The sequence below is a fragment of the Micrococcus sp. NPDC078436 genome (assembly GCF_040702705.1).
Taxonomy (GTDB): domain Bacteria; phylum Actinomycetota; class Actinomycetes; order Actinomycetales; family Micrococcaceae; genus Micrococcus.
On record NZ_JBFBLX010000020.1, the window covers coordinates 1 to 23,793 of the forward strand.

Annotated in this window: 21 protein-coding genes and 1 tRNA gene; 15 read left to right on the forward strand and 7 right to left on the reverse strand. The window is 74.1% G+C overall.

Features of this window, described 5'->3' with window-relative positions; translation table 11 throughout:
- Positions 1-105: 105 nt before the first annotated feature.
- Positions 106-771: a pyridoxal 5'-phosphate synthase glutaminase subunit PdxT gene (gene pdxT / locus AB0302_RS10500; protein ID WP_298985209.1), complete on the forward strand. Its 666-nt coding sequence runs from the start codon at positions 106-108 to the stop codon at positions 769-771.
- Positions 772-853: 82 nt separating this feature from the next.
- Here the strand turns inward: pdxT and ald are convergent, their stop codons facing one another.
- A complete protein-coding gene (ald, locus tag AB0302_RS10505) occupies positions 854-1,996 on the reverse strand; it encodes an alanine dehydrogenase (protein ID WP_366371943.1) in 1,143 nt (380 codons plus the stop codon).
- Between the two features lie 115 nt (positions 1,997-2,111).
- Between ald and AB0302_RS10510 the strand changes: the two genes are divergently transcribed.
- Together AB0302_RS10510 and AB0302_RS10515 are read left to right on the forward strand one after the other, a co-directional pair.
- A complete protein-coding gene (locus AB0302_RS10510) occupies positions 2,112-2,585 on the forward strand; it encodes an Lrp/AsnC family transcriptional regulator (RefSeq protein ID WP_298985205.1) in 474 nt (157 codons plus the stop codon).
- A gap of 89 nt (positions 2,586-2,674) precedes the next feature.
- A complete protein-coding gene (locus tag AB0302_RS10515) occupies positions 2,675-3,094 on the forward strand; it encodes a DUF456 domain-containing protein (protein ID WP_298712267.1) in 420 nt (139 codons plus the stop codon).
- Positions 3,095-3,170: 76 nt separating this feature from the next.
- Here AB0302_RS10515 and aceB read toward each other — a convergent pair whose 3' ends face one another.
- Both aceB and aceA read right to left on the reverse strand, forming a co-directional pair.
- Positions 3,171-4,853: a malate synthase A gene (aceB, locus tag AB0302_RS10520; RefSeq protein WP_366371946.1), complete on the reverse strand. Its 1,683-nt coding sequence runs from the start codon at positions 4,851-4,853 to the stop codon at positions 3,171-3,173.
- A 47-nt stretch (positions 4,854-4,900) separates the two neighbouring features.
- Positions 4,901-6,196: an isocitrate lyase gene (gene aceA / locus AB0302_RS10525; protein ID WP_298712271.1), complete on the reverse strand. Its 1,296-nt coding sequence runs from the start codon at positions 6,194-6,196 to the stop codon at positions 4,901-4,903.
- A 277-nt stretch (positions 6,197-6,473) separates the two neighbouring features.
- Here aceA and AB0302_RS10530 point away from each other — a divergent pair, with 277 nt between their 5' ends.
- Both AB0302_RS10530 and AB0302_RS10535 read left to right on the forward strand, forming a co-directional pair.
- A complete protein-coding gene (locus AB0302_RS10530) occupies positions 6,474-7,943 on the forward strand; it encodes a helix-turn-helix domain-containing protein (protein WP_366371948.1) in 1,470 nt (489 codons plus the stop codon).
- 31 nt (positions 7,944-7,974) lie between these two features.
- Entirely contained in the window at positions 7,975-8,475 is a 501-nt protein-coding gene (locus tag AB0302_RS10535) for a DUF456 domain-containing protein (protein WP_298712275.1), read from the forward strand.
- A gap of 83 nt (positions 8,476-8,558) precedes the next feature.
- Here AB0302_RS10535 and AB0302_RS10540 read toward each other — a convergent pair whose 3' ends face one another.
- The 3 genes from AB0302_RS10540 to AB0302_RS10550 form a co-directional block, all read right to left on the reverse strand.
- On the reverse strand, positions 8,559-8,819 hold the full coding sequence (locus AB0302_RS10540) for a hypothetical protein (RefSeq protein WP_298712277.1): 261 nt from the start codon (positions 8,817-8,819) through the stop codon (positions 8,559-8,561).
- A gap of 457 nt (positions 8,820-9,276) precedes the next feature.
- A complete protein-coding gene (locus AB0302_RS10545; RefSeq protein ID WP_366371951.1) occupies positions 9,277-9,993 on the reverse strand; it encodes an FCD domain-containing protein in 717 nt (238 codons plus the stop codon).
- Positions 9,994-10,106: 113 nt separating this feature from the next.
- Complete coding sequence (locus AB0302_RS10550) at positions 10,107-11,771, reverse strand: L-lactate permease (RefSeq protein ID WP_366371953.1); 1,665 nt, start codon at positions 11,769-11,771, stop codon at positions 10,107-10,109.
- 273 nt (positions 11,772-12,044) lie between these two features.
- Here AB0302_RS10550 and AB0302_RS10555 point away from each other — a divergent pair, with 273 nt between their 5' ends.
- The 7 genes from AB0302_RS10555 (at position 12,045) to AB0302_RS10585 (ending at position 18,088) form a co-directional block, all read left to right on the forward strand.
- A complete protein-coding gene (locus AB0302_RS10555; RefSeq protein WP_366371955.1) occupies positions 12,045-12,869 on the forward strand; it encodes a (Fe-S)-binding protein in 825 nt (274 codons plus the stop codon).
- Positions 12,866-14,383: a LutB/LldF family L-lactate oxidation iron-sulfur protein gene (locus tag AB0302_RS10560; RefSeq protein ID WP_319074440.1), complete on the forward strand. Its 1,518-nt coding sequence runs from the start codon at positions 12,866-12,868 to the stop codon at positions 14,381-14,383. The genes AB0302_RS10555 and AB0302_RS10560 overlap by 4 nt, the downstream gene beginning before the upstream one ends.
- Positions 14,380-15,045, forward strand: a complete 666-nt coding sequence (locus tag AB0302_RS10565) for an LUD domain-containing protein (protein ID WP_319074442.1) — start codon at positions 14,380-14,382, stop codon at positions 15,043-15,045. The genes AB0302_RS10560 and AB0302_RS10565 overlap by 4 nt, the downstream gene beginning before the upstream one ends.
- A gap of 63 nt (positions 15,046-15,108) precedes the next feature.
- Positions 15,109-15,612: a VanZ family protein gene (locus AB0302_RS10570; RefSeq protein WP_366371958.1), complete on the forward strand. Its 504-nt coding sequence runs from the start codon at positions 15,109-15,111 to the stop codon at positions 15,610-15,612.
- Positions 15,603-15,675: transfer RNA gene (locus AB0302_RS10575), tRNA-Ala, on the forward strand. The genes AB0302_RS10570 and AB0302_RS10575 overlap by 10 nt, the downstream gene beginning before the upstream one ends.
- 233 nt (positions 15,676-15,908) lie before the next feature.
- Positions 15,909-16,964, forward strand: coding sequence for a glycosyltransferase (locus AB0302_RS10580; protein WP_298712300.1), 1,056 nt, complete (start codon positions 15,909-15,911; stop codon positions 16,962-16,964).
- Positions 16,961-18,088, forward strand: a complete 1,128-nt coding sequence (locus tag AB0302_RS10585) for a glycosyl transferase (RefSeq protein WP_298712303.1) — start codon at positions 16,961-16,963, stop codon at positions 18,086-18,088. The genes AB0302_RS10580 and AB0302_RS10585 overlap by 4 nt, the downstream gene beginning before the upstream one ends.
- Before the next feature lie 13 nt (positions 18,089-18,101).
- Here the strand turns inward: AB0302_RS10585 and AB0302_RS10590 are convergent, their stop codons facing one another.
- A complete protein-coding gene (locus AB0302_RS10590) occupies positions 18,102-20,147 on the reverse strand; it encodes a glycosyltransferase (protein ID WP_366371961.1) in 2,046 nt (681 codons plus the stop codon).
- Positions 20,148-20,325: 178 nt separating this feature from the next.
- On the opposite strand from AB0302_RS10590, the gene AB0302_RS10595 reads away from it, so the two are divergent.
- From AB0302_RS10595 to AB0302_RS10605, 3 genes are all read left to right on the forward strand, one after another.
- A complete protein-coding gene (locus AB0302_RS10595) occupies positions 20,326-21,399 on the forward strand; it encodes a hypothetical protein (RefSeq protein ID WP_366371963.1) in 1,074 nt (357 codons plus the stop codon).
- On the forward strand, positions 21,396-22,736 hold the full coding sequence (locus tag AB0302_RS10600; protein WP_319074449.1) for a glycosyltransferase: 1,341 nt from the start codon (positions 21,396-21,398) through the stop codon (positions 22,734-22,736). Before AB0302_RS10595 ends, AB0302_RS10600 begins: the two co-directional genes overlap by 4 nt.
- Before the next feature lie 97 nt (positions 22,737-22,833).
- Positions 22,834-23,793, forward strand: coding sequence for a WcbI family polysaccharide biosynthesis putative acetyltransferase (locus tag AB0302_RS10605; protein WP_319074450.1), 960 nt, complete (start codon positions 22,834-22,836; stop codon positions 23,791-23,793).

Below are 23,793 nucleotides of genomic sequence, written 5' to 3' on the forward strand. Positions count from 1 at the left end.
GGGTTGTTGAGGAACTTCCATCCTGCGGCAGGGACCCGCTCGTCTCATCTCAGCCCGTACCCCGTGGCAAGAACCTCATGACCCACAACAGCTAGCATCAGGGGAATGACGACGACGCGGCCGGACGGCGACCAGGGTTCCAGCAACGGGAGGCTCGTCGGGGTGTTCGCGCTCCAGGGCGACGTCCGCGAGCACGTGCACGTCCTCGAGGCGCTCGGCGCGCAGACCCGGCTGGTGCGGCGCCCCGCCGACCTCGAGGGGCTCGACGGGATCGTCCTGCCCGGAGGGGAGTCGTCCGTGATGGACCGGCTCGCGCGGATCATGGCGCTCAAGGACGCGCTCGCCGCGGCCCTCCGCGCGGGCCTGCCGGCCTACGGCACGTGCGCCGGCCTCATCATGCTGGCGGACGGGATCCAGAACCCTGCCCCGGGCCAGGGCAGTCTCGGCGTCCTGGACGTCACGGTGCGGCGCAACGCGTTCGGCGCGCAGGTGGACTCGTTCGAGGAGGACCTCGCCGTCCCCGCCGTCTCGGCGGACCCGGTGCATGCCGTGTTCATCCGCGCGCCCGCAGTGCTGGCCGCCGGCGCCGACGTCGAGGTCCTGGCGAGCGTGCCGGCCTCGCGCCTGTCCGTGGACCCTGCGGGGCTGGGGCTCGACGACGACGCGCGCCTGCCCGTGGCCGTGCGCCAGGGGCGCCTGCTCGCCACGAGCTTCCACCCCGAGGTCACCGGCGACTGGTCCTTCCACCGGGAGTTCCTCGCTGGGCTCTGAGCCGGACGCTCTCGGGCAGTGAGCCCGGACGACGCGGGGCCCGGACGGATCCGACCGTCCGGGCCCCGCGTCGTCGGTCGGATCAGGCCTCGGCGAGCACGTCCGCGGTGACGCGCACGTCCGTCTCCGCGTCCAGCCCGAGCGGGTCGGCGAGCGCCTCGGCCACGGAGCGCAGGGTGAGGGAGCCCTCGTGGGCGTTGAGCCCCGCGGCGAATCCCTCGTCGGAGGAGAGGGCGGCGCGCCAGCCGGCGTCGGCGATCTTCAGGATGTAGGGCAGGGTCGCGTTCGTGAGGGCGGCCGTGGAGGTCTGCGGCACGGCACCGGGCATGTTGGCCACGCAGTAGTAGACCTGCTCGCCCACGCGGTACGTGGGGTCCTGGTGCGTGGTGGCGCGGGAGTTCTCGAAGCAGCCGCCCTGGTCGATCGCGATGTCCACGAGCACGGTGCCCGGGCGCATCGCCTCCACCATCTCCGCCGTGACCAGCTTGGGGGCCGTCGCGCCGGGGATCAACACGGAGCCGATCACGAGGTCCGCGTCCGCCACGGTCTCGGCGATGGACAGGTGGGAGGAGGCCAGCGTGCGGAAGCGCCCGTTGTGGGTGGCGTCCAGCTGAGCGAGGCGCTCCAGGTTGATGTCCAGCACGGTCACGTCCGCGCCCATGCCCGCGGCGACGACGGCCGCGTTCTCGCCCGCGACGCCCGCGCCGATCACGGCCACGCGTCCGCGGCGGGTGCCGGGCACGCCGCCGAGCAGCACGCCCGAGCCGCCCTGCGCCTGGGTGAGGTGGTAGGCGCCGGCCGTGGGGGCGAGGCGACCGGCCACCTGGGACATCGGGGCCAGCAGCGGCAGGGCGCGGCCGCGGGTGACGGTCTCGTAGGCGATCGCGGTGGTGCCGGAGTCCAGGAGGGCGCGGGTGCCCTCGGCGTCGGCGGCGAGGTGGAGGTAGGTGAAGAGGACCTGGCCGCGGCGCAGGCGGTGGTGCTCCTCGGCCACGGGCTCCTTGACCTTCAGCAGGAGCTCCGCGCGCTCCCACACTTCGTCCGCGCTCTCCACGAGCTGGGCGCCCGCCTCGCCGTAGGCCTCGTCCGTGATCCCGGACCCGACGCCGGCGCCGGCCTGCACCAGGACCTCGTGGCCGCGCCGGGCCAGCTCCAGGACGCCGCCGTCCGTGAGGGCAACGCGGAACTCGTTGTTCTTGACCTCTGTGGGCACTCCGATCAGCATGGGCGCGAATCTAGCGTTCCCGTCGGCAGAGCGGACCAGGTCCCGAAGGATCGTGTGCCCAGACCGCAGAATTGGACGGAATCTTCACCACACAGCTCACAGTGAGGCCGGAACCATGAAGCATCTGCAGTCCCTCGACCGGGTGGACCGGCGGCTCCTCGAGCTGCTGCGGCAGGACGCGCGCCGCACCAACGCCTCGCTCGCGGAGGAGCTCGGGGTGGCGCCGTCCACGTGCCTCGCCCGGCTCAAGGCGCTGCGCGCGTCCGGAGCGGTGCGCGGCTTCACCGTGGAGGTGGACCCGGCCGCCCTGGGGAACGGCCTGGTTGCCCTGGTCTCCGTGCGCATCCGCCCGGGGGCCCGCCACCGCATGGAGGAGCTCTTCGAGCAGATGCGCTGCCTGCCCGGCGTCCAGCAGGTGTTCTTCCTCGGCGGCGAGGAGGACTTCCTCCTCCACGTGGCGGTCGGGGACTCGGAGGAGGTCTCCCGGTTCGTGCTCAAGAACCTCTCCGCGGATCCGGCCGTGGCCTCCACCCGCACCTCACTCGTGTTCCGGCACGAGCACGGTGAGCGGCCCTGGCAGCGGGGCTGAGCGGGCGCGGCCCGCCCGCCGGCGGCAGCGGCGCCTGCTCTCCCTGGGCGGCCCGTCATACTGGAGCGGCGACCACCCTCGCGATCGCCGTGTCCCTCCTTGCCGTCCTCCTGATCATGGTCGGGGTGGTCGGCACGGTCTACCCGATCCTGCCCGGCTCGATCCTCATCCCGTCCCTCGCGTGGGCGTGGATCCTCGGGTCCAGTGCCTCCTGGACGTTCGGCATCGTCGCGGCCGGCCTGGCGATCGCGGGCCTGAGCGCGTCCGCCGTGCTCACGGGCCGCTCGCTGCGCCGGGAGAAGGTGACGCGCGGGCCGATCATGGCCGGCGTCGTCGGGGCGATCATCGGCTTCTTCGTCCTCCCCGTGGTCGGCCTGTTCATCGGCTTCGCGGTGGGCCTGTTCGCCTCGCAGTGGGCGCGCCTCAAGGACGGCCGCGCCGCCAGGGCCAGCTCCGTCAACGCCCTCAAGACCATGGGCCTCGGGATCATCGTCCGCGCCGCCGTCTGAGCGCCGGCCCACCACGACGCCGCCGCCCGCCCCGGGAGGGGCAGGCGGCGGCGGCGTGGCGCGTGATCTCCGCGGTTCAGGCGGGCGTGCCGCCCGTGGCCTCGCGACGGGCGCGGGCCTCGGCCGAGAGGAACCTCTCGTAGGCCGGGAGCGTGAGGAAGTCCGGGAACTCCTCCGCGAGGGCCACCGAGGTGAACACCTCCCGTGCGTCGTCGAACCGGTCGCCCTCGGTGCGCTCGATGGCGGCGAACTCCTCGTCGGTGAGCTGCTGCACCCACTCGCGGGTCACGGTGCGCTCCCCGCCGTCGGTGAGCTTCGCGGTGGAGCCGGCGTTCACCCACTGCCAGAGCTGCGAGCGGGAGATCTCGGCGGTGGCCGCGTCCTCCATGAGGTTGTGGATGGCGGCGGCGCCGTTGCCCCGCAGCCAGGACTCGAGGTAGCGGATGCCGACCTCGATGTTGGTCCGCAGCCCCCGCTCGGTGATCGAGCCGACCGTGGACCTCACGTCGATGAGGGCCGCGGCGTCCGGCACGACGTCCTCGCGGCGGCGGGTGCGGATCTGGTTGGGCTCCTCCCCCAGCACCCCGTCGAAGACCTCCATGGCCACGGGCACGAGGTCCGGGTGGGCCACCCAGGAGCCGTCGAAGCCGTCGCCGGCCTCGCGGCTCTTGTCCGCGCGGACCTTCTCGAGGGCGGCGGCGTTGGCCTCCGCGTCCTTGCGGCTCGGGATCTGCGCGGCCATGCCGCCGATCGCCGAGGCGCCGCGCCGGTGGCAGGTGCGCACCAGCAGCTCGGTGTAGGCCCGCATCATCGGCTGGGTCATGGTGACCTCGGAGCGGTCGGGGAGCACGAAGTCGGCGCCGCGGTCGCGGAAGGTCTTGATGATGCTGAAGATGTAGTCCCAGCGGCCCGCGTTCAGGCCGGCCGCGTGGTTGCGCAGCTGGTAGAGGATCTCCTCCATCTCGAACGCGGCCGTGATGGTCTCGATCAGCACGGTGGCGCGGACGGTGCCCTGCGGCACCGCCAGGAGGTCCTGAGCCCGGACGAACACGCAGTTCCACCAGCGCGCCTCCAGGTGCGACTCCGTCTTGGGGAGGTAGAAGTACGGGCCGCGGCCGCGGGCCATGAGCTCCTTCGCGTTGTGGAAGAAGTACAGGGCGAAGTCCGTGAGGGCGCCGGACACGGGCGAGCCGTCCACCTCGATGCGGTCCTCCATCAGGTGCAGGCCGCGGGGGCGCACGTTGATGGTGGGGTGGTCGGTGAGGGCCTCACCGTTCAGCTGGTACTCCTTGCCGCCGGCGCTCAGGGAGATGGTCCCGCGGATGGCGTCCCGCAGGTTCACCTGGCCGGCGATCACGTTCTCCCAGGAGGGGGTGGAGGAGTCCTCGAAGTCGGCGAGCCAGCCGCGGGCGCCGGAGTTCATCGCATTGATGGTCATCTTCCGGTCCACCGGACCGGTGATCTCCACACGGCGGTCCTTCAGTCCGGGGGCCAGGGGCGCCACGTGCCACGACGCGTCCTCCCGGACCTTGCGGGTCTCGGGGAGGAAGTCGAGGGTGGCGCCCCCGGCGATGCGGTCCCGGCGCTCCTCGCGAAGCCCCATGAGCTCCCGCCGACGCGGCTCCATCGCGCGGTGCAGGGCGGCCAGGAAGTCGATCGCCTCCGGGGTGAGGATCTCCCTCTGGCCGGGGACGGGGTCGCCCAGCACCCGCACGCCGTTCAGCGTGCTGTCGCCGAAGCTCGTCTGCAGGGTCATCATGGCTTGCTCCTAGGGTCTTCGCGGTTCGCAGTCGGGGGAGGAACGGCTCAGTGGAACTGGCCGGCCTCGGTGGACTCCCGGAGGGCCACCGTGGACGAGTCGGGGTTGATGGCGGTGGAGACGGCGTCGAAGTAGCCGGTGCCCACCTCGCGCTGGTGACGGGTGGCGGTGTAGCCGCGCGCCTCGTCGGCGAACTCGCGCTCCTGCAGCTCCACGTACGCGGACATCTGGCGCTCGTTGTAGCCCTTGGCCAGGTCGAACATGGAGTGGTTGAGGGCGTGGAAGCCGGCCAGGGTGATGAACTGGAACGTGTATCCCATGGCGCCGAGCTCGCGCTGGAACTTGGCGATGGTGTCGTCGTCCAGGTTCTTGCGCCAGTTGAAGGACGGCGAGCAGTTGTAGGAGAGCATCTGGTCGGGGAACTCCGACTTGACGGCCTCGGCGAACTTCCGGGCCAGCTCCAGGTCCGGGGTGCCGGTCTCCATCCAGATGAGGTCGGAGTAGGGGGCGTAGGCCTTGGCGCGGGCGATGCAGGGCTCGATGCCGTTGCGGACCTTGTAGAAGCCCTCGGCGGTGCGCTCGCCGGTGATGAACTCCGTGTCGCGCTCGTCGACGTCGGAGGTGATGAGGGTGGCGGCCTCGGCGTCGGTGCGGGCGATAATCACGGAGGGGACGTCGGCGACGTCGGCCGCGAGGCGGGCGGCGTTCAGGGTGCGGATGTGCTGGCCGGTGGGGATGAGCACCTTGCCGCCCAGGTGGCCGCACTTCTTCTCCGAGGCGAGCTGGTCCTCCCAGTGCACGCCCGAGGCGCCGGCCACGATCATGGACTTCATGAGCTCGTAGGCGTTGAGGGGGCCGCCGAAGCCGGCCTCCGCGTCGGCGACGATCGGCACGAGCCAGTCCTCGACGGACTGGATGCCCTCGGAGTGCTCGATCTGGTCCGCGCGCAGCAGCGCGTTGTTGATGCGGCGCACCACGGTGGGCACGGAGTTCGCGGGGTACAGCGACTGGTCCGGGTAGGTGTGACCGGAGAGGTTGGCGTCGGCGGCGACCTGCCAGCCGGAGAGGTACACGGCGCGCAGGCCGGCCTTGACCTGCTGCACGGCCTGGTTGCCGGTGAGGGCGCCGAGGGCGTTGGTGAACTCGCCGCCGGCGTGCTCCTTCGTGAGCTGGTTCCACAGCTTCTCCGAGCCGCGGCGGGCCAGGGTGTGCTCCTCCTGGACACGGCCGCGCAGGCGGACGACGTCCTCGGCGGAGAAGGTGCGCTCGGTGGTGGCCCAGCGGGCGTCGGTCGCCCACTGCTGGGCGAGCTGCTCGGCGGTGGGGGCGGTCTGCTCGGTCATGATCGCTGTCCTCTCGGGAGGGGGTGGGAGGAGCGGTCGGCCGCTTCGTCGCGGCGTCCCGTTCCCCGGGGTGTGTTCTCACTCTGGACCCGCTCGTACGGGTCTGGAAGACGATTCCGGGAAGAACAACGGGCCGTTTTGTCCGCCTGTCATAAATCAGCGTTTCCGGCCAGATTGACGCGTCAACTCAGGGAATGAGGGTCTGCGGGCCCGGAAACTTCTAGAAAAATGACTGAAAGGCCTACCGGAGTGGCCCTCGCCCCCCTACGCTGGCCCCATGGAACCGACCCGCATCGAGGCGGCGGACGCGGGAGGCGGCGCCGTCGACCCCCTCGTCTTCGGCCGCCGCCTGCGCCACCTGCGGCGCGAGTCCGGGCGCACCCTCGCCCAGGTGGCCGAGGCCGCCGGCGTCACCGCCTCCCATCTCTCCCTCGTGGAGAACGGCCGGCGCGAGCCGCGCCTGCAGCTCGTGGGACGCCTCGCCGAGACGCTCGGCGTCGGCGTGGAGGAGCTGCTGCGCCCCGACGTCCCCAGCCGCCGCGCCGCCCTCGAGATCGCGGTGGAGCGCGCCCAGCGCGGGCCCCTCTTCGAGCGCCTCGGCCTGCCGCCCGTCAAGGTCGGGGTCGGCACGCCCACCGAGGTGCTCGAGGTGATCGCGGGACTGCAGGCCGAGCTGGACCGGCAGATGGCCGAGCGCGTCTCCACGCCCGAGGAGGCGCGCCGGGCCAACAGCGAGCTGCGCGAGGAGATGCGCCGCCGCGGCAACCACTACGCGGACCTGGAGCGCCAGGCCAGCGCGCTGCGCGCCGTCGTCCGGGACTCTGAGGGCCCGCTGACCCACCAGGACGTCTCCGCCATCGCGGACCACGTGGGCTTCTCCGTGCGGTTCGTCCCGGACCTGCCCCACTCCACCCGCTCCGTGACGGACCTGAAGAACCGGCGCATCTACCTGGCCCGCTCGCGGCGCCCGGCGCACGACCCGCGCGCCGTGCTGCTCCAGGCGGTCTGCTCCGCCGTGCTCGGCCACGGCGAGCCGCGCGACTACTCGGAGTTCCTGCGCCAGCGCGTGTTCACCAACTACCTCGCGGCGGCCCTGATGATGCCGCAGGAGAGCACCGTGCGCGCGCTCAAGGAGGCCAAGGAGCGCCGCGAGCTCTCCGTGGACGACCTGCGGGACCGCTACGGCGTCTCCTGGGAGTCCGCGGCCCACCGCTTCACCAACCTCGCCACCGAGCACCTGGGCATCCGCTGCCACTTCGCCAAGGTCAGCGACTCCGGGGTGTTCCACAAGGCGTACGAGAACGACGGCGTCCGCTTCCCCACGGACCACATCGGTGCCATCGAGGGGCAGCCCGCGTGCCGGGAGTGGACCTCGCGGCAGGTGTTCGACGTGGCGGACCGGCTGGGCTCCTTCCACCAGTACACGGACACCGTGGCGGGCACCTTCTGGTGCGCCGCCGTCGTCGAGCCGACATCCACCGGCCTGTACTCCCTCACCGTGGGCGTCCCGTTCGACGACGCGAAGTGGTTCCAGGGCCGGGAGACGACGGCGCGCAGCGTGAGCCGCTGCCCCGATCCCACGTGCTGCCGCACGCCCTCCCCGGAGCTCGAGGCGGCGTGGGGAGGCAACGCGTGGCCGGCGGCCCGCGCCAACGCCCACCTGCTGGCGGCCATGCCCAGCGGCGCCTTCCCGGGCGTGGACGAGGTGCAGGTCTTCGAGTTCCTGCAGGCGCAGGAGCGCGGCTGAGCGACGGCGGACCCTCGCCCATACTGGGGACGTGACCCTCGCGATCGTCGTCTCCGTCCTCGCCCTCCTCCTGCTCCTCGTGGGGCTGGTGGGCACCGTCTACCCGATCTTGCCGGGCTCGGCTCTCAACCTCGTGACCGCGATCGCGTGGGCCTGGATCCTGGGCTCGACCGCCTCGTGGACGTTCGGCCTCGTGGCCGCCGGCCTCTCGATCGCCGGCATGGGCGCCTCCGCCGTGCTCACCGGACGGCGTCTGCGCCGCGAGCGCGTCCCGCGCGGCCCGATCCTCGTGGGCCTGGTGTGCGGCGCGATCGGCTTCTTCGTGGTCCCGATCGTGGGCCTCTTCCTGGGCTTCGCGCTCGGCCTCTTCGGCTCGCAGTGGGCGCGCCTCAAGGACGGCCGCGCCGCGCTCGCCAGCTCGTGGAGCACGCTCAAGGCCATGGGGCTGGGCATCCTCGTGGAGCTCGGCTGCGCGATGCTCGCCCTCGCCTCGGTGGGCATCGGCGTCGTGGTGCACTTCCTCAGCGCCTGAGCGGCGCGCCGGACTGAGCGTCCCGTCAGTCTGAGCGGGCGCGCCGCCCGGCGTTCCGGGGTCGGGGCAGCCCCGCACGCCCGTCAGCTCGCGAAGGCTCCCGCCAGCCCGATCATGTGGGTGCGGAAGGCGTCGGCCTCCGCGCTGTTCTTCGGCGTACCCGTCTTCGCCTCACCCTCCTCCGCCGCGTCCACGGCGTTGAGCACCAGGCGCACGAACGTCCAGGCGCGCACCCGCTCCGGGTCCAGCCCGGCGACGTCGGCCACGATGTCCGCGCGGATCGCGCGGCACGTGGCCGCCGTCGTCGTCTCCTCCGAGCACGAGCGCAGCCTCCTGGCGGACATCGTGGACGTGGACGCGCACGTGGTGCCGCTGCCCGTGGAGGACCGCCGGGCCGCGGTCGCGGCGCCGCGGCCCGCGCTGCCCCCGCATCTGGAGGGCCTGGAGCGGGACGTGGTGGTGTTCGGCTACCTCTACCCCGGCAAGGGGCACGCCGTGGCGCTGGAGGCGCTCGCCGAGCTGCACCGCCAGTGGGGCCCCGGCTCCGAGGCCCCGGGGCGCGTGACCGCCCTGGGCCCCGTGTCCGCCGGCCACGACTCCCTGGTGCAGGAGCTCGCCGAGGAGGCGCGGCAGCGGGGGCTGGAGTTCCGCGCCACCGGCTTCGTGCCGGACGAGCTCACCGACGCCGCCCTCCTCGCCGCCGCCGTGCCGCTCGCGGCGCACCACAACGTCTCCGCCTCCGGCTCCCTGAGTTCGTGGATGGGCGTGGGCCGCCGGGCGATCGTGCCCGCCGGAGCGCGGCTACCGAACGGCGAGGGAGTAGAAGCCCAGGATGTGCGAGCGCAGGGCGTCGGCGGCAGCGTCCCCGTCCCGAGCGCGGACGTGCGCCAGGACCGCGCGGTGGTCCCGCTGGAGTCCGGCCCGGACGTCCTGCCAGTCGTCGAGCAGGGCAACGGTCTCCTGGACGTACCCGATGGTCGCCTCGCGCAGCGACGACATGACGGTCTCCACCACCACGTTGCGGGCCAGCGACGCGAGGAGGACGTGGAACTCGGCGTCCAGGCGGTGGAACTGCTCCGCGGGCAGGGCCTCGTCGTCCATCCGGTCCACGAGGGCCTCCGCGTCGTCGAGCGCGGCGGCGCGGGCGGCGTCGTCCGCCCCCTGGGCCGCGCGGGCCGCGGCCCGCGCGGCGTCCGTCTCGAGGAGGACGCGCGTGGTGACCACGTCCGCCATGGGCAGGGCCCGCGTGGCGATGTGCATGCGCAGTGCCCAGGCGAGGGCCGCGGAGGGCTGGGAGACCAGGATGGTCCCGGCGTTCGGGCCGGAGCCGGCCGAGGCCCGCAGCAGGCCCATGGCGTCCAGCATGCGCGTCGCCTCACGGACCGAGGTCCGCGAGATCCCGAAGCGCTCGGCCAGGGCGCGCTCTCCCGGGAGCTTGTCCCCGACGGAGAACCCGCCTCCGCGGAGCTCGTCCTCCAGCCAGTCGAGGATGACGGTGTACGAGGGCTGGGCGGGCACGGTGACTCCTGGACAGGGCGGACGGGGCGGGGGTGAGCGCGGCCCCGCGCACCCGTGCCCGCAGGATAGTGGATCCTGCGGGCGCGCTCAGCCGGCGCCGGTCCGGCAGGAGGTCACGGGAGCATGCCGTGCAGCACCGTCGCCTGAAGGAACACGATCAGGCAGACCAGCAGGAGCAGGCCCACGGACCACGGCACCACCGTGCGGAAGATCTTGGACTCCTGTCCCTCCATGCCGACCGCTGTGGCGGCGATGGCGAGGGACTGCGGGGAGATCATCTTGCCGACGACGCCGCCCGAGGTGTTCGCGGCGACCATGAGCGCGGGGTCCAGCCCGGTGTTCTCGGCGGCGGTCTGCTGGAGGGTGGCGAAGAGCGCGTTGGCCGAGGTGTCCGAGCCGGTCACGGCGGTGCCCAGCCAGCCCAGGACCGGGGAGAGGAACGCGAAGGCCCCGCCCACGGCGGCGATGGCCGTGCCCATGGCCAGGGTCTGGCCGGAGAAGTTCATGACGTAGGCGAGGGAGAGCACCAGGACGATCGTCAGCCCGGACCACCGCATGCGCCAGAAGCACCGGCCGATCTCGGCGAGGGCGTCGGTGAAGGAGAGGCGGTAGCGGCCGCCTCCGTCGCGGACCGCGTAGACGGCGGCGACCAGCAGGCCGGTGATCAGCAGCAGGGTTCCGGGAGAGGACAGCCACGGCAGCGAGTACACCGTCGACGAGATGGCCGCGCCGGCCCCGTCGACGAGGTTCCCGTGCAGGCCGGGCCACGGGATCTTCACGTTGCTGGAGGCCAGCAGCTTCGGCACGTCCACCCCCAGCGTCCAGAGCTTCGCCACGCCGAAGACGGCCACCACCAGCAGGTAGGGCAGCACCGCCATCCACACGCGCCCGGGGGTGAGCGCCTCCGTTCGTGCCGGAGTGCGCACGCCGAGGCGCTGGCCGGCCGCGGCCGCGCCCTGGGGGCGCCAGAACCGGAGCAGGACGACGGCGGCGGCCATCGCGAGCAGGGAGGCCACGACGTCGGTCAGCTCGTAGGAGAAGTGCGTCGAGGACCACCAGATGCCGACGGAGAAGGCGCCGCCGATCACGAGCAGTGCCGGCCAGGTCTCCCGCACGCCCCGGACCCCGTCGATCAGGAAGACCAGCAGGAACGGGACGAGCACGGCGACGAAGGGGGCCTGGTGGCCGACGACGGCACCGATGTGCGCCGCGGGGATGCCGGTGAGCTGGCCGGCCGTCGTGATCGGGATGCCGACCGCGCCGAACGCCACGGGGGCGGTGTTGGCGATCAGCACGACCGTCGCGGCCTTGAGGGGCGGGAGGCCGAGGGCGAGCAGCATGGTCGCCGTGATGGCCACCGGGGCGCCGAATCCGGCCAGCGCCTCCAGCATGCCGCCGAAGCAGAACGCGATCAGGACGGCCTGGATGCGGACGTCGCCTCCACCGACCGAGTCGAAGATGGCGCGCATGTCCTCGAAGCGGCCTGAGAGCACCGTGACCTGGTAGAACCACAGCGCCATCACCACGATCCACACGATCGGGAGGAGGCCGAAGACCGCTCCCTGGGTCGCGGAGAGGAGCGCCAGTCCGGCGGGCATGCCGAATCCCAGCACAGCCACCAGCAGGGCCACCGCCAGGGATGCCAGGGCGGCCTGCCAGGCCTTGGCCTTGAGCACGAGCAGGAGCGCGAAGAAGGTGATCAGCGGAAGGGTGCCGAGCAGGGCTGACAGGCCGAGGCTGCCGGCGACCGCGTCGGTCGTCGCGGTGAACGTGGGCACGCGTTCTCCTTGGGGGTGGGGCGCTGGGCCGGGGTGGGGCGGGGTCGCGAGGTCTCGCATCCGTGTGGACTGACCACTGTGGTCTGACCGCAGACGCTATATGGCGTGCATCACGGGCGCAAGGGAGGAGTCCAGTGGCGACCGTGCCCGTCCTGCGGCGGACGCACCCTGCCCGCCGGGGCCGGCCGGGGCGGCGTGGATCGGGTGGGCCTGTGCCACGCGTCACTGCCCTGATATGGTCTGACCACATCGACCGACCCGGAGGGACCGCTCATGAGGATCGCCCTGTTCGCCACGTGCATCGTGGACGCCATGCACCCGCGCGTCGCACTCGCCACGGTGCGCGTCCTCGAACGGCTCGGCCACGAGGTCGTCTTCCCGCCGGGCCAGGGCTGCTGCGGCCAGATGCACATCAACAGCGGCTACCTGGACGATGCGGTCCCCGTGGTCCGCAACCACGTGCGCGCCTTCCAGCGCGCGGAGTACGACGTCGCCGTCGCGCCCTCCGGCTCGTGCGTCGCCTCCCTGGGGCACCAGCAGCCGATGGTCGCGCGTCGCGTGGGGGACGAGGGCCTCGCCCGCGACGCCGCCGAGGTGGCCGGGCGCACCTACGAGCTCTCCCAGCTGCTCACCGACGTCCTCGGCGTCACCGACGCGGCCGCCCAGCTCGACTCGTGGTTCCCGCACGCGGTGACCTACCACCCGTCCTGCCACGGCATGCGCCTGCTCCGGCTCGGCGACCGGCAGAAGGACCTCGTGCGCACGGTGGCGGACATCGACTTCCGCGAGCTGCCGGACGCCGAGGAGTGCTGCGGGTTCGGCGGCACCTTCTCGCTCAAGAACCCGGACGTCTCCGGGGCGATGGCCGAGGAGAAGATCGCGAACGTCGAGCGGTCCGGCGCGTCCGTCTGCACGGGCGGCGACGCGTCCTGCCTGCTCCACCTCGGCGGCGCCATGTCTCGGCGGGGCACCACGGCTCCCGACGGCGGACCCGTCACCACCCTGCACTTCGCCGAGATCCTCGCGGCCACCCGGGAGCATCCGCTGGACGTCTCCGGCCCCGTCGAGCTGTCCATCCCGAAGGAGGCCGTCCGATGACCCGCACCCGCCTCGGCATGCCCGCCGTCCGCCGCGTCCACGGCCAGGGGGACATCGTGCTGGAGACGCCCTTCCCCGCCTCCGCGCGCGAGGAGCTGGGCAACGCCCAGATGCGCACCAACATCCGCCACGCCACCCACACGATCCGCGGGAAGCGCGGCCGCGTCGTGGACGAGCTGCCGGACTGGCCGGAGCTGCGTCAGGCGGGCTCCGCCCTCAAGCAGCGGGTCATGGCCGAGCTGCCCGAGCTCCTCGAGCAGTTCGAACGGAACGTGACGGAGCGCGGCGGCGTGGTGCACTGGGCGCGGGACGCGGAGGAGGCGAATCGCATCATCACGGACCTGGTCACGGCGAAGGGCGTGGACGAGGTCATCAAGGTGAAGTCCATGGCCACGCAGGAGATCGGCCTGGAGGCCGCCCTCGCGAAGGCGGGGGTCGCTGCCACGGAGACCGACCTGGCGGAGCTGATCGTCCAGCTGGGGCACGACCGCCCCTCGCACATCCTCGTCCCGGCGATCCACCGCAACCGCGGCGAGGTCCGGGACATCTTCCTCCGGGAGATCCCCACCGCGGATCCCGGCCTCACGGACGATCCGTCCGAGCTGGCGAACACCGCACGCGCCCACCTGCGGGAGAAGTTCCTCACCACCTCGGTGGCGATCTCCGGCGCGAACTTCGGCGTGGCCGAGAGCGGCACGCTCACCGTGGTGGAGTCCGAGGGCAACGGCCGCATGTGCCTGACCCTCCCGGACACCCTCATCACGGTGATGGGCATCGAGAAGATCGTCCCCACGTTCCAGGACCTCGAGGTCTTCCTGCAGCTGCTTCCGCGCTCCTCGACCGGAGAGCGCATGAACCCCTACACCTCGATGTGGACGGGCGTCACCGAGGGTGACGGGCCCCAGGAGTTCCACCTGGTCCTGCTGGACAACGGGCGCTCGGCCGTCCTCTCCGATCCCGAGGGACGCTCCGCCCTGCACTGCATCCGCTGCTCGGCGTGCATGAACGTGTGCCCCGTGTACGAGCAGACCGGCGGCCACGCCTACGGCTCGGTGTACCCGGGCCCGATCGGCGCGATCCTCTCCCCGCAGCTCACCGGCGTCGAGGAGGGCGAGAACGGCTCCCTGCCCTACGCGTCCTCACTGTGCGGCGCCTGCTATGACGTCTGCCCCGTCGCGATCAACATCCCGGAGATCCTCGTCCACCTGCGCGACGAGGACGTGATGGCCACGCATGCCCGGAAGAGGGAGGAGAGCCGGGTCCCCGTCCCCTCGCAGATGGACGTGCTCATGGCCGGCGCGAAGACGGTCATGTCCTCGGGGACCCTCATGGGCCTGGCCGAGCGTGGCCTGCCCGCCGGCCGCCTGGCCGCCGGGCCGGACCGCAAGCTCGGCTGGCTGCCGGGCATCGCGGGCCACTGGACGGACGAGCGCGACGTCCCCGCGCCACCGCGGGAGTCCTTCCGCACGTGGTGGCGCAGGCACGGACACGAGCACGACGAGGAGAACCGATGACCGCCCCCCAGCCCATCGACGCGAAGAGCGCCATCCTCGGCCGCATCCGCGAGGCCCTGCAGGACGGGCCGACGCCGGACCCCGTGGAGCGGACCTACCGGCGCCACTCCGAGGCGAGCCGGACCGACGTCCTCCATCAGCTGGAGGACCGCCTGCTGGACTACAAGGCGAGCGTGCACCGCGAGGACCTCACCACGGTGGGTGCCCGGATCGGCGCCCTGCTCGGCGCGGGAGCGCGCTACGTGGCCCCCGCGGGGCTGGACCCCGCGTGGCTGCCCGCCGACGACGACGCCGCGGGGCGCGAGCGCCTCGTGGACGGCGCCGCCGGCGAGCCGCTCACCGTCCGCGCGCTCGACGGGCTCGACGCCGTCGTCACCGGCTCCACGGTGACCTGCTCCGAGACCGGCACGATCTTCCTCACCGGCCGCCCCGGCGAGGGTCGCCGGGCGCTCAGCCTGGTGCCCGACCACCATGTGTGCGTCGTGCCCGTCGAGTCGGTGGTGGAGCTCATCCCGGAGGCGCTCGAGCGCGTCCCGCCGACGGCCGTGATCACGATGATCTCGGGCCCCTCTGCCACCTCGGACATCGAGCTCGTCCGCGTCGAGGGCGTCCACGGCCCGCGACGTCTGGACGTGATCCTCCTGGACACCGGCGCGGCCTGACCGCGCTCCCGGCCGCGGGCGGCACGGCGGGGACGGGTGTGGCCCGCGCCCTACAGTGGGCGGATGCCGCCCGTCCCCGCCCACGCCGAGCCCGCCGCGACCGAGCCGCACCGCCGCCGTCGGGCTCCGCTGCTTCTCGCGCTGGCGCTCGCCCTCCTCCTCCAGCTCGTGGTCCTCTACTTTCCGGGCCAGGCCGTGCCGAGCGCCGGGTTCGAGGTGCCGGGCCTGGACAAGGCGATCCACGCGGCGATCTTCGCGGCACCAGCCGCCCTGATCGCCGCCGCCCGGCTCCCGGCCGGCTGGCTCGTGCCGCTCGCCGCCCACGCGCCCGTGTCCGAGGTCCTCCAGCTGACCCTCGTGCCGCACCGCAGCGCGGATCCGTGGGACGTGGCGGCGGACCTCACGGGGGTGGCGCTGGGCGCCGCCGTCGGGCGGGCGATGCGCCGGTGGGCCGTGCCGGGAGGCGGGCGCCGGCGCGGATGCCGTGCGACCCGATTGGAGGATCGTGCACGGCAGGAGTATGCTTCTACGGTGTCCTCGAGCAGAGGGCATGACCTGGGGCTATAGCTCAGTTGGTAGAGCGTTTCGTTCGCAATGAAAAGGTCAGGGGTTCAATTCCCCTTAGCTCCACGGACCGTCCCGGTCCGCGATCCTCACGGATGGCGGACCGGGACTTTCTCGTTCCGCGGCCGAGCCCGGCGGGAAGGGGATCCGGATCACTCTCCCGGACCCCCTTGACAGACCCCGCCCTCGTGTACTTTCCGCGCGCCCCGCGCGCCAGTACAGTCGGCCCGTACGTCTGTTCGCCAGCCGCCCCTCCCGGGCGCGTCGTCGCCCCTCACCGGGCCGAGAGGGGGCCACCCATGCGCATCGCGGTGCTCACCCACATGCTCCATCCCATCCGTTCGCCGTACGCCGGCGGCCTCGAGATGCACACGGCCCTCACCGTGGAGCACCTCGTCCGCCGCGGCCATGACGTCCGCGTGTACGGCCGGGAGGGCACCCAGGTGCCGGGTGAGTTCATCCCGGTCCTGGCGAAGGAGGGCGCCATGGGCGACGGCGACGAGGCCGTCGCCGTGCGCGAGCGCGCGATGGAGGCGGCCTGCGACGCCGTGCTGGCCTCGGACGCCGACGTCGTGCTCAACAACTCCCTCACCCCGGTGCCGCTGCAGCGCATGCGCTCCGCGCCGATGCTCACCGTGCTCCACACCCCGGCCACGCTGAACCGCGTGCTCCGCGTCCTCGACGAGCCCGGGTGGACCGCCCCGAAGCATCACCGCTGGGCGTCCGTCTCCGCGTCCAACGCGATCGCCTGGCAGCACCGCCTGCCCCGCGTGGACGTGGTGCCCAACGGGATCGAGCTGCAGAAGTGGGTCAGCGACGCCGCGCCCGTGCCGGGCCGCGCCGTGTGGGCCGCGCGCATCACGGGGGAGAAGGGCCTGCACATCGCCATCGACGCCGCCCGCGGCGCCGGCATGGAGCTGCACTTCGCCGGGCCGATCTCCGACCAGGCGTACTACGACGACGTGATCCTGCCCCGCCTGGGCGAGGACACCGTCTACCACGGCCACCTGGACCACTCCACGCTGCCGGACATGCTGGCCACCGGCGAGGTGTACCTCTCCACGCCGCTGTGGGCCGAGCCGTTCGGCCTGGCCACGGTGGAGGCCATGGCGCTCGGGGTCCCCGTGGCGGCGCTGCTCTCCGGCTCGATGGGCGAGATCGTGGCCCCGCAGGCCGGCGACCTCGCCGTGCACCACTCCGCCGAGACGCTCACCGACTCCATCCGCCACGCCCGCCGCAAGGACCGCGGCCGCGTGAAGGCCTGGGCCCGCCGCTTCAGCTCGGACACCATGGTGGAGGGCTACCTCGACCTCCTCGAGCAGGTCGTCGAGGACCACGAGGCGCCGCGCTCGTGACCGGCGGGGGCAGGCGGCGCGTCCTCTACTACGCCCACCAGCACGGATCCGGGCACGTCCGGCACGCGGCCAACCTCGCGGGAACAGGGGCGTTCAGCGTCACGGTGGTGACGGCGCATCCCGCCGCGGGGGACATGCTCCCCGCCGGGACCCGTCTCGTCCCGCTGCCCACGGACCTCGTGGACGGGCACGTCCAGCCCGCGCGCTCGCCCCTGCACCACACGCCCGCCGGCCCGGTGATCCGCGCGCGCTTCGCCGCCCTGCTCGCCGCCGCGCAGGAGGCGGAGCCGGACGTGTGCGTCGTGGACGTCTCCGTGGAGGCCGCCCTGTTCCTGCGCCTGGCGGGCTACCCGGTGATCCACCGGCGCATGCACGGCGACCGCACCGACCCCGCCCACGAGCTCGTCTACGCCGAGGCCGACCGGCTGATCGCCCACTACGGGGTCACGCTCGAGGACCCCGCGTGGCAGGCCGTCCACGGTGCGCGCACCACCCACCTGGGCGTCCCGGACGTCACGGGCCGCCTCGGCGCCGCGGCGGCGACGACGGGCGCGGCCCGTCCGCGCGTCGGTGTCATCACCGGCACGGGCGGGGGAGGGGTGAGCACGGCCGCCCTCGCCCGGGCCGCCGCCGCGGTCCCGCACGCGACGTGGGACGTCTACGGGCCCGTCGCCGGAGTCGAGGCCACAGCCGCCCGGCCCGCCGCCGACGGCGAGGCGGGCGCGGGCGAGCCCGCCGACGTCGCGCGCGCGGCCGGCCTGCCGGGGAACGTGCGCCTGCACGGCTGGGCGCCCGACGTCCCCGTGCGGGCGGCCGAGGCCGACGTCGTGGTGGTGTCCGCGGGCCACAACGCGAGCGTGGACGCGGCCCGCTCCGGCCGCCCCGTGGTGCTCGCGCCCGAGCCGCGGCCCTTCGCCGAGCAGCTGTTCTTCGCCCGGGCCGCCGAGCGCGCCGCGGGCGTGCCGTGGTGCGCGTGGGAGGACCCGGACGCGGACTGGTCCGGGGCCGTGGAGCGGGCCCTCGCGGACCCGTCCGCCGCGGACCGCCTGGCCGCCGCCCTCCTCGTGGATCCGGCGGAGTACCGCCGCCGCTGGGAGGACGCGGTGGAGGCGGCGCTGGCCTGAGCGGGCCGAGGGCTCAGTACGCGGCGTCCTCCCGGCGGGCGGCGGCGAGCTCCTCGGGGCCCGGGCGGCGCAGCAGCTCGAGCCGCTCGCCCGCGGGATCCCACGCGATCAGGCCGGCCTCCGCGAAGGCGCGCAGCCACCCCTCCATGGCCCACCGGCCGTGCACGGCACGGAACCGCTTCGCGTTCACCAGGATGTCCTCGAGGTGGTTCACCGGAGGGGAGAAGACGCCGTGGTGCTGGTGGAACACCTCGGCGGGGCTGAAGCGCAGCCGCAGCCCGGCGTCGCGGGCGCGGAAGGCGATGTCGGTGTCCTCGGCGCCGTAGCCGGAGAAGCCCGCGTCGAAGCCGCCGATCCGTTCGAGGTCGGACCGCGCGATCGCCAGCACGAGCGTCCACACCAGGTGCCACTCCTCCGAGGGGCCGGCCGTCAGGTGGGCGCGCCCGTGGTGGGGCACGGAGAGGCGGCGCAGGGCGCCGTCGGTGAGGGGCGGGGACGCGGTGCCGGGCTCGCCGCCCGCGTCCCCGAGGGTGCCCGCGGACGGCAGCGCGGCGGTCCAGCCGGCACCGAGGTAGCGCGGCGTGCCCATCACCACGGAGCCCGGATGCGCGGCCACCTCCGAGGTGAGCGTGCCCACGGTGTCCGCGGCGGGGATGCAGTCCACGTCGAGGAACACGAGCACCTCGCCCGTGGCCAGCGCGGCGGCGGCGTTGCGGGCCTCCGCGAGCGGCAGTCCGCCCCGGCCGGCCACGTGGCCGACCGTGACGTCCAGGCCCGTGGCGGGCACGTCCCCGTCGGGCTGGTCCATGAACACGACCACCACCTGGTCCGGGCGGCGCACCGAGCGCTCGAGCCCGGCCAGCACGCGCGCCAGGTGCTCGTCGCGGCCGCCGGTGATGATGAGCACGGAGACGTCCACGCTGTGCCCGCGGCGGCGTGCGAGCGCCTGCCGGTACGCGCCCACGTGGGTGGCGGCCACGCGGCGGCGCTGGCGCGCGCGCGCGGCCACCGGCACCGGGCGCAGCCGATGCCGGCCCCGCAGGAGCCGCTCGAGGGCGTCCGCAAGGGAGCGGGCGTCGTCCGGGTCGAAGGCGGCGAGGCTGTCCGGGGAGGCCCAGGCACGGGCCTGGTCGGCGATGTGCCCGATGTCCGCCACGGCCACCGGCACCCCGAGGTCCCGGCACATCTCCACCCAGCCCGAGTGCGTGCCCGTGCGGTAGGGCAGCACGGACACGGCGACGCGGCGCAGCAGGGCGTGCAGCTCGGGATCGGCCAGGCGGGCGTGCTGCCACAGCTCGAAGCCGTGGTGCTCGCAGCCCTCCCGCAGGCGCTCCAGGTCCGCCTCGCTGCGCACCGAGTCCTGCACCTCCACGATCACGTGGGTCTCCAGGCCGCGCTCGTCCAGCATCCCGACGGCGGCGGCGAGCGTGGGCAGGAACCCCACGGGGTCCACCTGGGCGCGCAGGTCCTTCGCGTGCACCAGGAGGCGGGCGGGGGCGACGGCGGCGCGCTCCTCCTCGTCGTCCTCGCCGGCGGCGGGGCCGGCGTCGTCCGGGGCGGGGGCGGGGTCCGCCGGGGCGAGCTCGGCGAGGGCGTCGAGCGGGACGATGTGCGGATGCGGCACCACGTGGGCCCGCACCCCGTAGTCGCGGGCCACCGCGTCGGCCGCGCCGGGGGTCAGGGTGAACACGGCGTCGGCGGCCTCCAGGAGCACGGCCAGGCGCCGCCGGTGCAGGGTCTGGTCCGTCAGGTGCGGGTTCTCGAGGTCGTGCACGGTGACCACCACGGCCCCGCCGTGCGCGTGCTGGGCGTCCATGGCCGCCGCGAGCTCGTCCGGGGTGCGGTGCTCGAAGCCGAAGTGCACGTGCAGCACGTCCGGGCGGTGCTCGGCGAGCCAGCACGCGTCGAGCGCCTGGGGCGGCCACCACTGGTGCTCCGGCGCGCCGGGGACGGGAGGGTCCGGCCTGAACTCCACGTCCGGGGCCGCGGAGGCGTCCAGCGGACGCACGGCGCGGCTGTAGGGGTGCCCGGCGGGCACGTGCTGAACGGTGAGGGTCACGGCGGTGGCTTTCGGACGGCGGTGGAAGCGGCGTGTCCGCGTCCCCCCGCGGGTCCGCGCACGTCGTAGGCTGGCCTGGGCGGTGGGCCGGCACGACTCCCTGAGTCGACGCCACCGCGCAGACCACCATTCCACCACGTGAGGAACAGTGACGATGGAGCCGGAGGCGAGGGGGCGCGTGCTGTACGCGACCGTGGGTCCAGACGAGCACGGCGTGACGCGCCACGGAGCCGCCGCGCGGCGCACCCTCCAGGGGCTGGGCGCGGACGTCGAGCCCCTGCACGCCACGGACTCCTCCGACTTCCTGGGGCTCGCCGGGGTCCTCCGGGACGCCGTCGACGACGGCCGGGCGGTCCACCTGGACGTGACGGACGCGCTGTTCGGGCCCTCGCCCGCCGCGGCGGCCGACTGCCTGCTCGAGGTGCTGCCCCCGGCGGTGACGCTCACCCTGCACGACATCCCCCAGGCCGCCGAGGGCGAGGAGCGCTTCCGGCGGCGCGCCGAGGCCTACGCGCGGATCGCGCGGCACGTGGCCGGCGTCGTGGTCTCCTCGGAGCACGAGCGGGCGCTGCTGGACGACATCGTGGACGTGGCCGTGCACGTGGTGCCGCTGCCCGTGGAGGACCGCCGCGCCATGCTCTCCGACACGCAGCCGGAGCTGCCGGAGCACCTGGCCGGGCTCGAGGACGACGTGGTGGTGTTCGGCTTCCTCTACCCGGGCAAGGGCCACGCCGTGGCGCTGGACGCCCTCGCCGAGCTGCACCGCCAGTGGGGCCCGGGCAGCGGGGCGCCGCGCCGCGTGACCGCGCTCGGCCCGGTCTCCGCGGGCCACGACCGCCTCGTGCGGGAGCTGTGCGAGAGCGCGCGGGACCGCGGGCTGGAGTTCCGCGCCACGGGCTTCGTGCCGGACGAGCTCTCCGACGTCGCGCTGCTGGCCGCGGGCATCCCGCTGGCCGCGCACCGCAACGTCTCGGCGTCCGGCTCGCTCGGCTCGTGGATGGGCGTGGGGCGCCGGCCGATCGTGCCGAGCGGCCGGTACGTCCAGGAGATGGCGCGCCTGCGGCCCGGCACGCTGCGGGTCACCGGCGTGGACACCGGTCCCCTGGACTACGCGCTGGCCGAGGCCATCGCGGAGGCCGTGGAGGACCACCGCCGCACCTGGCTGGCGCCCGGCACGAGCCTCGAGCCCGGCCCCGAGACGTGCGCGCGGCGGCTCGCGGACGTGTGGGCCACGGTCCACGGGTGGGCATGACCGCGCCCGAGGTCTCCGTGGTGGTGCCCTACTACCGGGCGCAGGCGGACCTGGACCGGCTCCTCGCGGCCCTCGCCGCGCAGGACCACCCGGCCTCCCGGCTGCAGGTGGTGATCGCCGACGACGGCTCGCCCGAGCCGCCCGCGCTCCCCGCGGAGCTGCCCTTCGCCTCCGCCGTGGTGCGCCACGAGGACCGCGGCTTCCGCGCCTCGGCGGCCCGCGCGCTGGGGGTCCAGGCCGCCGAGGGCTCCGTGCTGGCCTTCCTCGACGGCGACATGCTCCCCGAGCCCGGCTACCTCACCGCCGCGTGCGCCGCACCCGCGGCGAGCGGCCTGGCCGTGGTGGTGGGACGGCGTCGTCATCTGGACCCGCGGCTGCTGGAGGCGGGTGGCTGGCGGCCGGGGGAGTCCGTCCCGGAGTGGGCGCGCCTGGAGGAGCCCGCGTGGCTCGCGCGGGCCTACGCCGACTCCGAGGACCTGCGGCGTGCGGACTCCACGTCCTACCGGTTCCTCATCTCGGCGGTGCTCACGGTGGCGCGCGAGGTCTACGAGGACGCGGGCGGCTTCGACCCCTCCTTCGTCGGCTACGGGGGTGAGGACTGGGAGCTCGCGCACCGGCTGTGGCGGGCCGGGGGAGCGTTCGCGTACGAGCCGCGCGCCGTCGCGTGGCAGGCCGGGGAGGACTTCGGCGGCCGCGAGGACCCGGCCGAGGCCAGGCGTGTGAAGAACCGCGAGGCCCTCGTCCTCGCGCCGAGGATCGCCGCGCCCACCGCACGGGGGCTGAGCCTCGGCCTCGGCGGGGAGGACCGCCCCGCACGGGCGGCCGTGACGCTGGGGGCCGCCGGCGACGCCGCCACCGTGCTGGGCGCGGACGCCCTCCTGCAGGCGTTCCCGAGCGCCCGGCTCCTCGTGCGCGGGGCGCTGGGCGACGCCGCCGCGGCCTGCCTGACCGACGAGCGCGTGGCGCTCGAGGCGCCTGCGGGGGAGCCGGATGCGGCGGGGCCGAGTGACCCCCGCGTGGCCCTGAGATCCGCCCCGGACTGGGGCGTCGACGTCGCGGTGCCGGTGCGCCCGGCCGAGCCCGGCGCGCGCCCTGTGCCGAAGGACGCCTCGGACTGGCTGCTGAGGCTGGAGCGGGACGGCGTGGAGCGCGTGGAGGTGACCGACGAGGCGGGCGACGTCCTCGCAACGCTGACCTCTTCCCGCGCGCGGTGGCGCGAGCACCGCGAGGGGGCCGTCCCGCCGGCGCGGACGCTGCGGGTCCGCGCGGCAGATCTGGGCTGGCGCGCGGTGGAGGCCGAGCCGGACCTCGAGGCCTGGTGGGGCGGCTGGGGCTGAACCGCTGACGGCGGACGCGCCGTCTCGATAGCCTCGAGGCGGGACGGCGCTCGCAGGACCGCTCCGAGCACCATGATCTGACGACGGAGGCACGCACGTGGCGAACTGGGACGAGGGCCGGCTGCGGCACTACGGGCACTTCTACGGGCTCGAGGACCTGCCGGAGGGGGACCTGCTGCTCGTGTGGGGCAACTGCCAGGCGGAGTCGTACCGGCGGCTGCTCGGCGGCGAGCCGGGCACGGCCATGCTCGGTGACTCCGGGCTGAACACGGTGCGCGTCCCGCCAGCCTTCGAGATCCAGCCGGACGAGGTGGAGCACCTCGAGCGCCTGCTGACCCGCACCCGCGCCCTCGTCACGCAGCCCATCCCCCACGACTACCGCGGCATGCCGATCGGCACGGAGCAGCTGATCGCGCAGCTGCCCGAGGATGCCCCGGTGGTCCGGATCCCGGTGGTCTACGACACCTCGCGCTTCCCGTGGCAGGTGACCCTGCGCAACTGGAAGTTCGCCCCCGGCGCCGCCGAGCGGCCAGGCGAGGACCCGCCCGTCGTCCCCTACCACGACCTCCGCGTGCTCGCCGAGGCCGCCACCGGCCAGCGCCGCGAGGTGGCCCCCGAGGCCCTGCGCGCGGCCGCGGCGGCGTCCGTACAGGCGCTGCGTGCCCGCGAGGAGGCCAAGCGCACCGTCGGCATGGCGGACATCGTGGCGGCGGAGCGCGGCACCGGCTTCTACACGGTGAACCACCCCACCAACGTGGTGCTCACGCGCGTCGCCGAGCGCACGGCCGAGCAGGTCCCGTTCGAGGTGCAGGTCCAGCCCGTGCCGGAGACGCGCGTGCTGCTCGGCGGCGTGCGCGCGCCGCTGCACGCCTCGGTGGTGGAGGCCCTCGACCTCGAAGCCGAGCCCACGGAGGACTGGAGCGTGGGCGGGGAGCTCATCCCGGACGAGCAGATGCGCCAGACGCATCTCGAGTGGTATGCGCAGAACCCGCTGGCCGTCGAGGTCGGGATGCGCAAGTACGCGGACCAGCTGCGCCTGCTCGGACTGGCGGGCTGA